Source organism: Pseudomonas sp. MF06569 (assembly GCF_059862735.1).
In genome coordinates this window covers 67,182-81,164 of record NZ_JCBCUZ010000013.1, presented here as the reverse complement: position 1 = coordinate 81,164, position 13,983 = coordinate 67,182, and the positions used below count along the sequence as shown (strand labels likewise).

Here is a 13,983-nt window from a genome sequence, read left to right as displayed (position 1 = left end):
GTGCGCCTGCCAAGTCCTTGGCTAAACTGAGGCCTCTTTTCTCGAATAGCGAATAACCATGCTTCGTTTACTGATCTGGGCTGCTCTGATTGCTGCAGGTGTGTGGCTCTGGCGCAAATACAAAGCCAATCTGGCCGAGACTAAAAAACCGGTCGATCCAGGCGTCCTGCCTATGGTGCGGTGCGCCCACTGTGGCGTGCATCTGCCACGGGATCGCGCACTGAGCCTGCAGCAGGAATGGTATTGCACCCAGAACCACCTGGAGCAAGGGCCAAAAACACGCGGTTGATTTTCAAGAAGCCGCCCTGCACCTGTGCCAGCAACTAGCTGGCTCTTGTGGGAGCTGGCTTGCCTGCGATGCTGCTTGCCCGGATTGTCATGTGTATCGCGCTGACGCCATCGCGAGCACGCCCCCTCCCACAAATATGATTGCAGGCAGGGATGTTTAAATCCGCCCCTCTGGCGCATAGGGTGCCGGATCGATGATCGGCTCACGCCCCAGCAACAAATCTGCAAATAACTGGCAGGAAGCCGGAGCCAGAACCAACCCGTTTCGATAATGCCCGCAGTTGAGCCACAACCCGTCAAAACCCGAAACACGCCCAATATAGGGAATGCCTTCCGGCGAACCCGGGCGCAAGCCCGCCCAATGCCCTACTACTTCGGCATCAGCCAGTGCAGGAATAAGCTCGACCGCCGAGGCTTTCAAGCTATCAAGAGCAGTTTGCGTAGGCGTTTTATCAAACCCCTCATGCTCCAGCGTACTACCGATCAATATATGGCCGTCGCGACGCGGAATGGCATAGCGCCCTTTTGCCAACACCATGCACGACAAAAAGTCGGGCGCGCACTTGTACAGGATCATCTGGCCCTTGACCGGCTCTACAGGCAGTTCAAGCCCCAGCCCGCTCAACAATTCACCGCTCCATGCACCCGCCGACAACACCAGCTCATCACCGCGAATCTCACCCTGAGCCGTGTTCACACCCGCAACTTTATCGCCTTCGCGGATAAACCCCAGCACTTCGCATTGCTCGTGGATCGTGACATTGGGCATTGCCTGCAACGCAGCCTTGAGCGACTTCACCAGCCGCGGGTTACGCACATTGGCCACATCTGACATGTAAATTGCGCGAGAAAAACCGCCACCAAGCACCGGTACAGCGTCGTCAACCGCCGACATATCCACAGCTGAAAGTGGCCGCCCCTCACGCTGGGCCCATTCCAGCGCCTGGGCTTGATCCTCAAGATCCAGCCAATACAGGCCGGTGGTATGCACTTCGGGATCGATACCCGTCGAGGCAAACAGACGCTTGGCCAGTTGCGGGTAAAAATCTTGTGACCAGTGAGCCAGCGCCGTGACGGCACCGTTGTAGCGCCACGGATAAAGCGGCGAAACAATACCCCCGCCCGCCCATGATGATTCCTGCCCTACATCGCCACGCTCCAGCACAATGACCTGCTCTACATCGGCGGCCAGATTAAACGCAGTCAGCAGGCCGATCACTCCGCCCCCGACAATCACCACCCGTTGCTGCCTAGCCATTTAGAGATCCAGCCCGTCATTCATAATTAATCGTTAACGCCCCCAGCACTGCTGCAAGCTCACCTCAGGGGCTGCCTGGGCAATCCCTGCAAGACCGGTGTGGGCCAGCGTAAAGTGCCCACATTGATCGCCTGCCATTGCCGAGCCTTTTTTTGGCGTCGCCGTCAGCAAGAAAGAGTGATCTGTGAGTTCGGACGTAATGTCGTAGTATTGATTACCTGAACTGAGTTCATGCCCGCCGCTGTATACCGCGTTTTTTGTATAAATACGTTCAAGACGCTGGGCCTGCTCCGAGAGCAGGACGATGATTTGGGAGCGATACGCTCGCTTCACATAGTCGCTGTACAACGGATAAGCGAACCCTCCAAGGATACCGATGATCACTACTACGATCATCAATTCGATCAGGGTAAAACCTGCTCCATGTCCATGCATTACGAATTCCCTATTGCAGCTGTCGCCACATGACCCTGCGAAAACGATGGGGCGCCGCCTCTTCTGCGCCTTGATAACGCGCATAAATACTTTCCAGTACAGTGCGCGACTGCCCGCGCAAACCAATCCCGGTCACTCGGTACAAATGGGTGGCGGTAGGGGCTGGAAGGTGGGCTGGTGCAACGCTCTGCCCGAGGTTCTGAATACCATACAACCCGTCAGCAACGCTTACCCAGCGCACCCCTGACACCGGATCGGCGGCAGGCACAGCCTGAGTCCGCGCCTCGATTGGCGGGCTGCACGTTACTGGCGAAGCACATCCCGACACTGCACTCCATTCACTATCAAGCCAGGATTCACCGCTACGTAGTGCCGCCTCCGCAGCCTGGAATGAGTGATTGACGTGCTGGACGCCTGCAGCCATTTTTTCCTGCCGTGCCGCACTGGCCATAGAGGCCATACCGATTACGCCAAGCAACAACATGAATACCAGACTGGCCAAAAGCGCCATGCCGCGCTGGGCGCTCAAGGGAAACCGCCCCAAGCCAGCCGATTACGCAAAGCGACAACCAGTTGATAGGCCTGATCCCTGACTCGTCCACCCGGGTCACGCAATGTCAGCCCGATACGCACACTGCGGATGCTGGAAGTTTTACTCGGACGATCTTCATAGCGCGGCACCGACTGCGCGCCCTTCGAACCGGCCACGCCAAAACTCACGTTAAACGCAGCAACATTGTCGAGCAGCACGGCTTTATTGGGCCCAACCTTCAACTGCCCATTGTCAAAGCGGTAAAACAGCTCACGTACAGGGAATCCAGTTTCGCCAGGAGCTAAAGATAATCGAGCACCGGGGTAGGCTTTGGCAGTGGTTGTGCAGTCAGACACCACCGTCCAGTCCGGCCGGGCCGCCTGCAGCCCTATGTCTGCGCTGATCATGGAAAGCGACGCATCCTGCCAGGTGACAGGCGTTTGAAATTGCGAGGGAGCATCGACAATGCGATCAGTCGAAAGGCAACCGAACATACCTGCCATACGGATTTCCTGGGCCAGCTTGCTCAGTACATAACGGGCATCTTCTTGCATCTGCGCCGATGAGCGCTGAGTCAGGTAAGTTTCACGAGCACTCAAGAACACCTGCGTCAGCCCCAACACCACCAGCAAGCCCAGCGCCAGCGCCACCATCAGTTCGATCAGGCCAAAACCCGAGCGTGTACTGCTCACGATGCTGCGGCGATCGTATCGCCAACAATCAGGTTGATTTGATCCAGCCGCGAAACCGGGTAATCAGCGCCTGATTCAGCGCGGATCTGGTCCAGCCTGCTGTAAGCAATAAAACTTTCCTGGGTACTCACTAACGCACTGGCAGTGTGCTTCAGGGCATTGAGTTGCATACCGGCGCTGCCTAGCAGGCTGATAAACAGAACCAGCAATGCGATCAGCACTTCGATCAAAGTCATTCCGGCTTGGCGTTTCTTATGTAACCGAGGCATCTGTGTCTTCCGTGTCGTTGAGGTCGACGACACGCCCTGTGCCGCCCAGACAAAAGCCTAGCCTCACTCTCGGGCCTTACAGGTAAGACGCAATCTGGAAAGGCAGACAGATTTTGTCGCCTGACTTCGTAAGCCATAGCCCATGCAAAAACCGCAAACATGATGAAACCATTGCCGGGCATCAGCGGATACCGGATCAGCTATACCGAGAAAGCACACTACAACCACTCAAGGAGGCCACTGTGTATCAACGCGGTATGAGCCTGACCTCGTTACTGCTGTCGCTGATGATCGTGGCGATCACCGCCCGATTTGCCAGCCCGGCCTATAGCGCGCTCACAGAGGGCCAGCGTCGTCAGGTCACTGCCGAACAGCTAGCCAGCAGCCTGCGCAACGCTCGCACAGAAGCATTGCTACGCCATCAATATGTGGTGGTTCATGCAGTGAATGAGGACTGGAGCCAAGGCTGGAGGACCATTCTGGACGTGAGTGGCCAGGGACATCTCGACAGGAGCAACCCGGTCCTGGTCGAGACACAAGGCAGTGGACGCATACCGATTGCGGGCAATGCGCCGGTCAAACACTATGTGCGATTTAGTCCGCTGGGGGAGCCACTGCTGAGCAAAGGCGCTTTTCAGGCGGGAACGCTGCATGTTTGTCAGGCAAGGACTGCACAGAGCCACTATCAGGTGGTGCTGGCAAAAAGCGGGCGCATCAGCCTGCGCAGCGATCAGGCTGCACAGGCGTTGTGTGCGGTGAATCAGGTAATGGCGCGAACCCGCAGTTCTTTGGGCATTGAGAACGTGACATTCTCTTCGCGGCCAGCCAACTCATCGGCACCGGTAGCGCCCCAGGCGTGAAGCTGCTGGATCACGCCACGCACCAGTACTTCAGGTGCAGAAGCACCAGCGGTAATACCAATGCTTTGCACGCCGTCGAACCAGCTTTTTTGCAGATCTTCGGCACCGTCGATCAGGTAGGCCGGGGTCTGCATGCGTTCAGCCAGTTCGCGCAAGCGGTTGGAGTTGGAGCTGTTCGGGCTGCCCACTACCAATACGACATCACATTCATCGGCCAGTTGCTTGACCGCATCCTGACGGTTTTGCGTGGCGTAGCAGATATCATCCTTGCGCGGCCCGCCAATGGCCGGGAAGCGCGCACGAAGGGCATCGATCACACGACTGGTGTCGTCCATCGACAAGGTGGTCTGGGTCACAAACGCCAACTTTTCCGGGTTCCTGACCTGCAGATTGGCGACGTCTTTTTCGTCTTCGACCAGATAGATCGCGCCGCCATTAATGGCATCGTACTGACCCATGGTGCCTTCGACTTCCGGGTGACCGGCGTGGCCGATCAGGATGCATTCGCGACCGTCACGGCTATAGCGCGCGACCTCGATGTGCACCTTGGTGACCAGCGGGCAAGTTGCATCGAATACTTTCAGACCACGACCCGCAGCCTCAGCACGCACGGCCTGGGAAACCCCGTGGGCACTGAAGATCACGATGACGTTGTCCGGCACCTGGTCCAGCTCTTCGACGAAAATCGCGCCACGGGAGCGCAGGTCTTCGACGACAAATTTGTTGTGCACCACTTCGTGGCGAACATAGATAGGCGGACCGAATACTTCCAGTGCGCGATTGACGATTTCAATCGCACGGTCCACCCCAGCGCAGAAGCCACGGGGGTTGGCGAGTTTGATATGCATGCTAGGCCTCGTGGGACGCGCAGAAAAATAATGCCAATCAGGCCCGGCCGCAGCCGGGCACTGAATTACAGCGCTTTGACGTCTTTGATTTCCACGTCGAAGGTCAGGGTCTTGCCTGCCAGCGGGTGATTGAAATCGATGGTGACTTGCTCGTCATCAAAGGTTTTGACCACACCCGGAAGCTCGGTGTTGGCCGCGTCGTTGAAAATCACCAGCAAGCCTTCCGACAGCTCCATGTCCTTGAACTGCGAACGTGGAATAACCTGCACATTTTGCGGGTTGGGCTGGCCGAAAGCGTTTTCCGGAAGGATTTCCAGCGTGCGCTTGTCACCCGCCTTGAAACCGAACAACGCGGCCTCAAAACCAGGCAGCAGGCTGCCATCTCCCACCTTGAAAGTAGCCGGGGCTTTGTCGAAGGTGCTGTCAACGGTATCGCCTGTTTCCAGGCGCAATGCGAAATGCAGAGTGACCTGCGTGTTCTGACCAATACGCTGTTCAGTCATGAGCGGGTTCTCCGGACTTTTTACTTTTGAACATATCCAGCGCCAGCATCACGGCACCTACGCAAATCGCACTGTCGGCGAAGTTGAACGCAGGGAAGTACCAGCGATTTTGCCAATGCACCAGAATGAAATCGACCACATGACCATAAACAATCCGGTCATAGAGGTTACCCAATGCGCCACCCAGAATCAGGGCAAGGGCAATGGCCAACCAGGTGTCATTGCGCCCCAGACGCTTGAGCCAGACAACCAGCACGCCACTGACCACGACAGCAATCAGCGCAAACAGCCAACGCTGCCAGCCGGCACTGTCAGCCAGAAAGCTGAAGGCCGCGCCGGTGTTGTAGGCCAGGGTCCAGCTGAAGAGATCAGGGATCACTACAATCTGCTGATACATCTGCAGCGAGTTGTCGAAGTAGACCTTGGTGGTCAGGTCGATGACCAGGACCAACAAGGTCAACCAGAGCCAGCCCAGGCGCCCGAAGCGCCCGGTAGTGCTGGTATTAGGCATAGTGACGTACCTCGCCGGCGCCGCTGATGTTGTCGACGCAACGACCGCAAATTTCCGGATGCTCCGGGTTCACGCCGACGTCTTCACGGCAGTGCCAGCAACGGGCGCACTTGGCGTGGGCGGACTTGACCACTTTGAGTTTGAGACCGGCGACTTCGGTCACCACGGCATCCGCTGGAGCCTGCACAAAAGGTGCAACGCTGGCGGTTGAAGTGATCAGTACAAAGCGCAGTTCGTTGCTCAGTCTGGACAAGTCAGCTGCCAGCTCATCTTCGGCAAACAAGGTCACTTCTGCCTGCAAGTTGCCGCCAATGGCCTTGGCTGCACGCAGGTTTTCCATTTCCTTGTTGACCGCAACCTTGACCGCCATGATCCGTTCCCAGTAGGCGCGGCCCAGCTCGGCGCCTTCCGGCAATTCAGTCAGGCCTTCGTACCAGGTGTTGAGCATGACGGACTCGTTACGCTCGCCCGGCAGGTATTGCCACAGCTCGTCTGCGGTGAACGACAGGATCGGCGCGATCCAGCGCACCAGCGCTTCGGAGATGTGGAACAGCGCGGTCTGGCACGAACGACGGGCCTTGCTGTCGGCACCCGTGGTGTACTGGCGGTCCTTGATGATGTCGAGGTAGAAACCGCCCAGCTCCTGCACACAGAAGTTGTGCACTTTGGAGTAGACGTTCCAGAAGCGGTACTCGCCGTAATGCAGCTCAAGCTCACGCTGCAGCAACAACGCGCGATCCACGGCCCAACGGTCCAGTGCCAGCATTTCTTCGGCAGGCAGGATGTCGGTAGCCGGATTGAAGCCGGTCAGGTTCGACAGCAGGAAGCGTGCGGTGTTGCGGATACGGCGGTAGGCGTCAGCACTGCGCTGCAGGATCTGGTCGGAAACCGCGATTTCACCCGAGTAATCTGTCGAGGCAACCCACAGGCGCATGATGTCGGCGCCCAGGGTGTCGTTGACCTTTTGCGGTGCAATCACGTTGCCCAAGGACTTGGACATCTTGCGACCAGCCTCGTCCACGGTGAAGCCGTGGGTCAGCAGTTCACGGTACGGCGCGTGGTTGTCGATGGCGCAACCGGTCAGCAACGAGGAGTGGAACCAGCCACGGTGCTGGTCGGAACCTTCGAGGTACAAGTCGGCACGCGGGCCGGTCTCGTGACCCATCGGGTGCGAACCGCGCAGAACGTGCCAATGCGTAGTGCCCGAGTCGAACCACACGTCCAGCGTATCGGTGATTTTGTCGTACAACGGCGCTTCGTCGCCCAGCAACTCGGCAGCGTCCATCTTGAACCAGGCTTCGATGCCTTCGAGCTCAACGCGCTTGGCCACTTCTTCCATCATTTCGACGGTACGTGGGTGCAGCTCACCGCTTTCCTTGTTCAGGAAGAACGGGATCGGCACGCCCCAGTTGCGCTGACGCGAGATGCACCAGTCAGGACGGTTGGCAATCATCGAGTGCAGACGAGCCTGACCCCATGCCGGAACGAACTGGGTGTCTTCGATGGCCTTGATCGCACGGGTACGCAAGGTGTCGCCGGTCGTCGGCTGCTTGTCCATACCGATAAACCACTGCGCAGTCGCGCGGTAGATCAGCGGAGTTTTGTGGCGCCAGCAGTGCATGTAGCTGTGGCTGATGGTTTCGGTGAACATCAGCGCACCGGCTTCGATCAGCTTGTCGATGATGTTCTGGTTGGCCTTCCAGATGAACTGGCCACCGAAGAACTCCAGCGATGGCACATACACGCCGTTGCTTTGAACTGGGTTGATGATGTCATCGTTGACCATGCCATAGGCTTTGCAGGTCACGAAGTCGTCTACGCCGTAAGCCGGGGCGGAGTGAACCACGCCCGTGCCAGCGCCCAGTTCAACGTACTCGGCCAGGTAAACTGGCGACAGGCGATCATAGAACGGGTGACGGAAGTTGATCAGCTCCAGCGCTGCACCGGTTGTGGTCGCGATGACCGAACCTTGCAGGTTGTAGCGCGCCAGGCAGGACTCGACCAGCTCTTCAGCCAGTACCAGCAGCTTGTCGCCCACGTCGACCAGCGCGTAGGTGAATTCCGGGTGTACGTTGAGCGCCTGGTTGGCCGGAATGGTCCACGGGGTGGTGGTCCAGATCACGATCGCTGTCGGCTTGCTCAGGGCTGCCAGGCCAAAGGCCTCGGCCAGCTTGGCTTCATCGGCAACCGGGAAGGCAACATCGATGGCCGCGGACTTTTTGTCCTGGTACTCGACTTCCGCTTCAGCCAGGGCCGAACCGCAATCAAAACACCAGTTCACAGGCTTGAGGCCTTTGAACACGAACCCGCCCTTGACGATTTCGGCCAGGGCACGGATTTCACCGGCTTCGTTTTTGAAGTCCATGGTTTTGTAAGGGTTGGCGAAGTCACCCAGAACACCCAAGCGGATGAACTCGGCTTTCTGGCCCTCGATCTGCTCGGTCGCGTAGGCACGGCACAGCTCGCGGGTTTTATCCGCGGGCAGGTTTTTACCGTGGGTCACTTCAACCTTGTGCTCAATCGGCAAACCGTGACAGTCCCAGCCCGGCACGTACGGTGCGTCAAAACCCGACAGGGTCTTGGAGCGGATGATCATGTCTTTCAGGATCTTGTTCAGCGCATGACCGATGTGGATCGTGCCGTTGGCGTATGGAGGACCGTCGTGAAGTACGAACTTCGGACGATCCTTGCCAATCTCGCGCAACTTCCCGTACAGGCCAATGCTGTCCCAGCGCTGCAAAATTTGCGGTTCGCGCTGTGGCAGGCCGGCCTTCATTGGGAAGGCGGTGTCCGGGAGGTTTAGCGTGGCTTTGTAGTCGGTCATTTCAGGCTCTTTTTAAGCGGTTGACCCAGCCAATAGGCTCGGGCGGCGGCGACGTCCGCATTGATCGCCGTCTTGAGCGCCTCCAGGGAGGCGAAACGCTGCTCATCACGCAGCTTGTGGTGGAATGCCACGGTCAGGCGCCGGCCATACAAATCACCGGCATAATCCAATAGATGTACTTCAAGATGGGCGCTGCCATCCCCTGCTACGGTTGGCCTGACGCCAATGTTGGCGACGCCGGGCCAGGTCTTGCCATCGATGTCGACGCTGGCCAGGTAAACCCCGGTCAACGGAACACGGCGACGCTTGAGCTGAATATTGGCGGTCGGCGTACCCAATTGGCGCGCCAGTTTTTGCCCGTGCAATACCCTGCCAGTAATTTGAAAAGGGCGCCCCAGCAAACGTTCTGCGAGGGAGAAGTCTGCATCAGCCAAGGCATCACGTACCTTGGTGCTGCTGATTCGCACACCATCGAGCTCGACCGTTTGCGCCGCCTCGACGGTAAAGCCCTGCATCTGGCCGGCCTGCTGCAAAAAGTCGAAGTCGCCAACCCGGTCGCAGCCAAAACGGAAGTCGTCACCGACCTCCAGGTGCTGCACACCCAGGCCATCGACCAGGATGGTATCGACGAACTCGGCAGCACTGAGCTTGCACAGACGCTGGTTAAACGCCAGGCACAGCACCCGGTCAACCCCGGCGTCGGCCAGCAGTTGCAGCTTGTCGCGCAACCGGGCCAGACGTGCCGGAGCCGTATCTGGATTGAAGAACTCGCGCGGCTGCGGCTCAAAAATCACCACGCAGCTGGGCACGCCCAACTCCAGCGCACGCTCACGCAGCCGACCCAGGATAGCCTGGTGACCACGGTGTACACCGTCAAAGTTGCCAATAGTGGCGACGCAGCCCCGATGCTGGGGCCGCAAATTGTGAAGGCCTAGAACCAGCTGCATAACGCGCTTCTTGCTCATAAAGTGGTCGATTATAACCACACCCAGCCCGGTACGACAGGCAACAGCGCACGGCAAATCAGGTCAATTCGACAAAATCGACGTCTGACCTGCAATTACCTTACATAAGAGACTTGCGTGCGAAATCTTTCAAACGCAGGCCCAACAGCAGCAGCATGCCGAAATAAGCCAGCACGCCCGCGATGACCAACCCGCCCAGACGGATAAACCGTTCCAGCATATTGCCGTGATCCCAGGCTGGCATCAGATGCATCAAGCCCAGTAATACCCCGGACATCACCAGCACCGCCAACACCAGCTTGAACAGGTATTTGGTCCAGCCCGGTTGCGCGACAAACAACTTTTGGCGACGCAACTGCCAGAACAGCAAACCGGCATTGATACAGGCACCCACGCTAATGGCCAACGCCAAACCGGCGTGCTGCAAAGGCCCAATAAATACCAGGTTGAGCAACTGCGTCACCACCAGGGTAAAAATCGCAATTTTCACCGGCGTTCGAATGTTTTGTTGCGCATAAAAGCCCGGCGCCAGGACCTTAATCATGATAATCCCGAGCAACCCAAGCGAATACGCGATCAATGCACGCTGGGTCATGGCCGCATCAAAGGCGGTGAACTGACCGTACTGGAACAGCGAAACGGTGAGCGGCTCGGACAAAATGGCCAACGCCAACGAGCACGGCAGCACCAATACAAAGCACAGGCGCAATCCCCAGTCGAGAATCCGCGAATATTCCTGGCGATCTTTATTGGCGTAGGTTTTGGACAGGGTCGGCAACAGGATCGTCCCGAGCGCCACGCCCAGCACTCCTGACGGCAACTCCATCAAGCGGTCTGCGTAGTACATCCAGGACACAGAGCCCGCAACAAGGAAAGACGCGAATATCGTATTGATGATCAGCGAAATCTGGCTGACCGAGACACCGATAATGGCCGGCACCATGTGCTTCATCACCCGCCAGACGCCGGTGTCACGCAGGTTGAGGCGCGGCAGCACCAGCATGCCGATTTTCTTCAGATGGGGCAGCTGGAACAGCAGCTGGGCCAGGCCGCCGACCAGCACCGCCCAACCCAGCGCCATGATCGGCGGATCGAAATACGGCGTCAGGAACAGCGCAAAAATGATCATGCTGACGTTGAGCAGGGTCGGCACGAAGGCCGGCACTGCAAATCGGTTCCAGGTATTGAGGATCGCCCCCGCCAGCGATGACAGCGAGATCAGCAATATATAAGGGAACGTGACCCGTAGCATGTCACTGGTCAGCTCGAATTTTTCCGGGGTCGTGGCAAAGCCCGGGGCGGTTGCCCAGATGACCCAGGGAGCAGCGACCATGCCCAGCACGGTAACAATGGCCAGTGCCAGGGTTAAAAGCCCGGCGACATACGCCACAAATGTACGGGCCGCCTCCTCGCCTTTCTGGCTCTTGTATTCCGCCAAAATCGGCACAAAAGCCTGGGAAAAAGCACCCTCGGCGAAAATCCTGCGCAGCAAATTAGGCAGTTTGAAGGCAATAAAGAACGCATCCGTGGCCATCCCGGCACCAAAGGCACGCGCAATGATCGTGTCGCGAATGAAGCCCAGAACCCTGGAAATCATGGTGATTGAGCTGACGGCAGCCAACGACTTGAGCAGGTTCATTGAAAGAGTTTTTGCCTATAGAGAAAGAGCAGGCGAACAAAGCGCCCACTTATGCGATACTGCGCGCCGCAACAGCACAGAGCCAAGCTCGCGAGTTTACAGGTCAAGCGCCGGAAATAAATATCCCGTCTGCCTCGATCCACCACTCAGCGGATCGCATCAAACGCCCTTGACAAGAGTTCTCGTCATCGGCATGATTCGCGGCCTATTTTGTTTGTTATTTCCCAAAAGTCTTTCGAGGAGCTCGACGGTGGCCAACACACCTTCCGCCAAAAAACGTGCAAAACAGGCTGAGAAGCGTCGCAGCCACAACGCCAGCCTGCGTTCCATGGTTCGTACCTACATCAAGAATGTAGTTAAGGCCATCGACGCAAAAGACGCTGCTAAAGCGCAAGCTGCTTATGTTCTGGCTGTTCCTGTTATCGACCGTATGGCCGATAAAGGTATCATCCACAAGAACAAAGCTGCTCGCCATAAGAGCCGCCTGAATGGCCACGTCAAGGCTTTGAACCTTGCGACCGCCGCTTAAGCGATAAGCTTTTTAAAAAACCGACCTCAGGGTCGGTTTTTTATTGCCTGTGATTTGCCCCCTTCTGAACACAACGCTCGTCAACGACTACAAAAACGTCAAAGCGTCAAAGCACCAACACAGTAAAAAATGGGTAAAAAAAAGCTGCGATAACCGCAGCTTTTTTAATTGAGACCCGTTACTCGTGCGCCCACGGCAAGATAGGAATCGCCGTCACTGCGTTCTGCGGACTCCCTTCGATCAGGCGATCGCTGTACACCAGATACACCAGCGTATTGCGCTTCTTGTCGAGGAAACGCACCACCTGCATGGTCTTGAACACCAGCGAAGTGCGCTCCTTGAACACCTCCTCACCATCCTTGAGCTCACCCTTGAAGCTGATCGGACCGGTCTGACGGCACGCAATCGAGGCTTCAGCGCGATCCTCAGCCAAACCCAGCCCGCCTTTCATCCCACCCGTCTTGGCACGAGACAAGTAGCAAGTCACGCCATCGACCTTCGGATCATCGAACGCCTCGACCACAATGCGATCGTTCGGCCCGACAAATTTGAATACCGTCGACACCGTGCCAATTTCTTCAGCCGACGCCAGCAATGGCATCGCCAACATCAACCCCAACAAACCGCCAATCAAGCGCATGCCACACCTCACATTCAAACCAGGATCAGGTTATCGCGATGAACCAGCTCTGGCTCCGCCATATAACCCAGCAAGCCGACAATCGCATCCGATGACTGCCCAATAATTTTTTGCGCTTCCGCAGCGCTGTAGTTAGCCAGGCCACGGGCAATTTCTCGCCCGTCCGGCGCCACACACACCACCATTTCTCCGCGACGGAAACCGCCCTGAACCGCCTTGACCCCTACCGGCAACAAGCTTTTATTGCCCTTGGACAAGGCCGCGACAGCCCCCTCATCCAGCACCAGCGTGCCGCGGGTCTGCAAGTGCCCGGCCAGCCACTGCTTGCGCGCTGCCAGCAGGCCACGCTCAGGAGACAGCAACGTGCCCAGGCGCTCGCCAGCCTTCAGACGATCCAGCACACGCTCCAGACGCCCACCTACGATGATGGTATGCGCACCCGAACGGGCCGCCAGACGCGCCGCACGCAACTTTGTCTGCATGCCGCCACGACCCAGCGCACCCCCCGTACCGCCCGCCACTGCATCCAGCGCAGGGTCATCGGCACGGGCTTCGTAAATCATTTTTGCATCGGGGTTATTGCGCGGATCGGCATCAAACATGCCGTCGCGATCGGTCAGAATCACCAGCAGGTCCGCCTCGACCAGATTGGCCACCAGCGCCGCCAGCGTATCGTTGTCGCCAAAGCGGATTTCGTCCGTGACCACCGTGTCATTTTCATTGATGACCGGGATCACGCCCAACTCCACCAGCGCACGCAAGGTACTGCGGGCGTTGAGGTAACGCTTGCGATCAGACAGATCGTCATGGGTCAGCAAGATTTGTGCGGTATGCCGGGAGTGCTCGGCAAAGCTCGACTCCCAGGCTTGCACCAGACCCATCTGACCAATGGCCGCAGCCGCCTGCAGTTCGTGCATGGCACTCGGTCGCACCGTCCAGCCCAATCGACTCATACCGGCCGCAACCGCACCCGAAGACACCAGCACCAGCTCAACGCCAGCCTCGTGCAACGCCACCATCTGCTCGACCCAAACCCCCATCGCTACGCGATCCAGGCCTTTGCCATCCGCTGTCAGCAACGCGCTGCCGATCTTGACCACCCAGCGCTGCGCACCCGTCACCTTGCTCCGCATCATCATCCAACCTATGCCTGAGAGCAGCGCGACCGAGCGCTACCCATGGAATTATTT

Annotated in this window: 16 protein-coding genes; 3 read left to right on the top strand and 13 right to left on the bottom strand. The window is 57.7% G+C overall.

Translation table 11 applies throughout. The annotated features are described in order from the left end of the window. Nucleotides 1–58 precede the first annotated feature (58 nt). Nucleotides 59–289, top strand: a complete 231-nt coding sequence (locus AC19YQ_RS14125; RefSeq protein WP_500595358.1) for a PP0621 family protein — start codon at nt 59–61, stop codon at nt 287–289. A gap of 156 nt (nt 290–445) precedes the next feature. Here AC19YQ_RS14125 and thiO read toward each other — a convergent pair whose 3' ends face one another. Genes thiO through pilV form a run of 5 tightly spaced genes read right to left on the bottom strand, consistent with a single transcriptional unit; the run spans nt 446 to nt 3,474 of the window. Next, a complete protein-coding gene (thiO, locus tag AC19YQ_RS14120) occupies nt 446–1,546 on the bottom strand; it encodes a glycine oxidase ThiO (RefSeq protein ID WP_338649146.1) in 1,101 nt (366 codons plus the stop codon). 33 nt (nt 1,547–1,579) lie between these two features. After that, complete coding sequence (locus AC19YQ_RS14115) at nt 1,580–1,981, bottom strand: type IV pilin protein (RefSeq protein WP_500595357.1); 402 nt, start codon at nt 1,979–1,981, stop codon at nt 1,580–1,582. Between the two features lie 10 nt (nt 1,982–1,991). Then, nucleotides 1,992–2,510, bottom strand: coding sequence for a pilus assembly PilX family protein (locus AC19YQ_RS14110; RefSeq protein WP_500595356.1), 519 nt, complete (start codon nt 2,508–2,510; stop codon nt 1,992–1,994). Beyond that, complete coding sequence (locus AC19YQ_RS14105) at nt 2,507–3,205, bottom strand: PilW family protein (RefSeq protein WP_339473446.1); 699 nt, start codon at nt 3,203–3,205, stop codon at nt 2,507–2,509. The genes AC19YQ_RS14110 and AC19YQ_RS14105 overlap by 4 nt, the downstream gene beginning before the upstream one ends. Continuing rightward, nucleotides 3,202–3,474 (bottom strand): type IV pilus modification protein PilV, encoded by a 273-nt coding sequence (pilV, locus tag AC19YQ_RS14100; RefSeq protein ID WP_500595355.1) that lies wholly within the window; start codon nt 3,472–3,474, stop codon nt 3,202–3,204. Before pilV ends, AC19YQ_RS14105 begins: the two co-directional genes overlap by 4 nt. Before the next feature lie 242 nt (nt 3,475–3,716). Here pilV and AC19YQ_RS14095 point away from each other — a divergent pair, with 242 nt between their 5' ends. Beyond that, entirely contained in the window at nt 3,717–4,334 is a 618-nt protein-coding gene (locus tag AC19YQ_RS14095) for a GspH/FimT family protein (RefSeq protein WP_500595354.1), read from the top strand. Here AC19YQ_RS14095 and ispH read toward each other — a convergent pair. The 6 genes from ispH to murJ form a co-directional block, all read right to left on the bottom strand. Further along, nucleotides 4,235–5,182 carry a 4-hydroxy-3-methylbut-2-enyl diphosphate reductase gene (gene ispH / locus AC19YQ_RS14090; protein WP_019824001.1) on the bottom strand — a complete coding sequence of 316 codons (948 nt, stop codon included), beginning with the start codon at nt 5,180–5,182 and terminating at the stop codon, nt 4,235–4,237. The two genes, AC19YQ_RS14095 and ispH, sit on opposite strands and share 100 nt — an antisense overlap. A gap of 65 nt (nt 5,183–5,247) precedes the next feature. Then, entirely contained in the window at nt 5,248–5,685 is a 438-nt protein-coding gene (gene fkpB / locus AC19YQ_RS14085) for an FKBP-type peptidyl-prolyl cis-trans isomerase (RefSeq protein ID WP_133078590.1), read from the bottom strand. After that, nucleotides 5,678–6,196 (bottom strand): signal peptidase II, encoded by a 519-nt coding sequence (gene lspA, locus AC19YQ_RS14080; protein WP_133078591.1) that lies wholly within the window; start codon nt 6,194–6,196, stop codon nt 5,678–5,680. Before lspA ends, fkpB begins: the two co-directional genes overlap by 8 nt. Then, nucleotides 6,189–9,020 (bottom strand): isoleucine--tRNA ligase, encoded by a 2,832-nt coding sequence (ileS, locus tag AC19YQ_RS14075; RefSeq protein ID WP_219260981.1) that lies wholly within the window; start codon nt 9,018–9,020, stop codon nt 6,189–6,191. The genes lspA and ileS overlap by 8 nt, the downstream gene beginning before the upstream one ends. Continuing rightward, nucleotides 9,017–9,967: a bifunctional riboflavin kinase/FAD synthetase gene (gene ribF / locus AC19YQ_RS14070; RefSeq protein WP_219260983.1), complete on the bottom strand. Its 951-nt coding sequence runs from the start codon at nt 9,965–9,967 to the stop codon at nt 9,017–9,019. Before ribF ends, ileS begins: the two co-directional genes overlap by 4 nt. A gap of 118 nt (nt 9,968–10,085) precedes the next feature. After that, the gene (murJ, locus tag AC19YQ_RS14065; protein ID WP_219260985.1) at nt 10,086–11,624 is read right to left on the bottom strand and encodes a murein biosynthesis integral membrane protein MurJ; all 1,539 of its coding nucleotides are present in this window, start codon (nt 11,622–11,624) and stop codon (nt 10,086–10,088) included. A gap of 250 nt (nt 11,625–11,874) precedes the next feature. Here murJ and rpsT point away from each other — a divergent pair, with 250 nt between their 5' ends. Further along, the gene (rpsT, locus tag AC19YQ_RS14060) at nt 11,875–12,153 is read left to right on the top strand and encodes a 30S ribosomal protein S20 (RefSeq protein ID WP_003443902.1); all 279 of its coding nucleotides are present in this window, start codon (nt 11,875–11,877) and stop codon (nt 12,151–12,153) included. 178 nt (nt 12,154–12,331) lie between these two features. On the opposite strand, the gene AC19YQ_RS14055 is transcribed toward rpsT, so the two are convergent. Both AC19YQ_RS14055 and proB read right to left on the bottom strand, forming a co-directional pair. Further along, nucleotides 12,332–12,793 carry a CreA family protein gene (locus AC19YQ_RS14055; RefSeq protein WP_133078595.1) on the bottom strand — a complete coding sequence of 154 codons (462 nt, stop codon included), beginning with the start codon at nt 12,791–12,793 and terminating at the stop codon, nt 12,332–12,334. Between the two features lie 14 nt (nt 12,794–12,807). Next, nucleotides 12,808–13,926 (bottom strand): glutamate 5-kinase, encoded by a 1,119-nt coding sequence (gene proB, locus AC19YQ_RS14050; RefSeq protein ID WP_219261011.1) that lies wholly within the window; start codon nt 13,924–13,926, stop codon nt 12,808–12,810. Between the last annotated feature and the right edge of the window lie 57 nt (nt 13,927–13,983).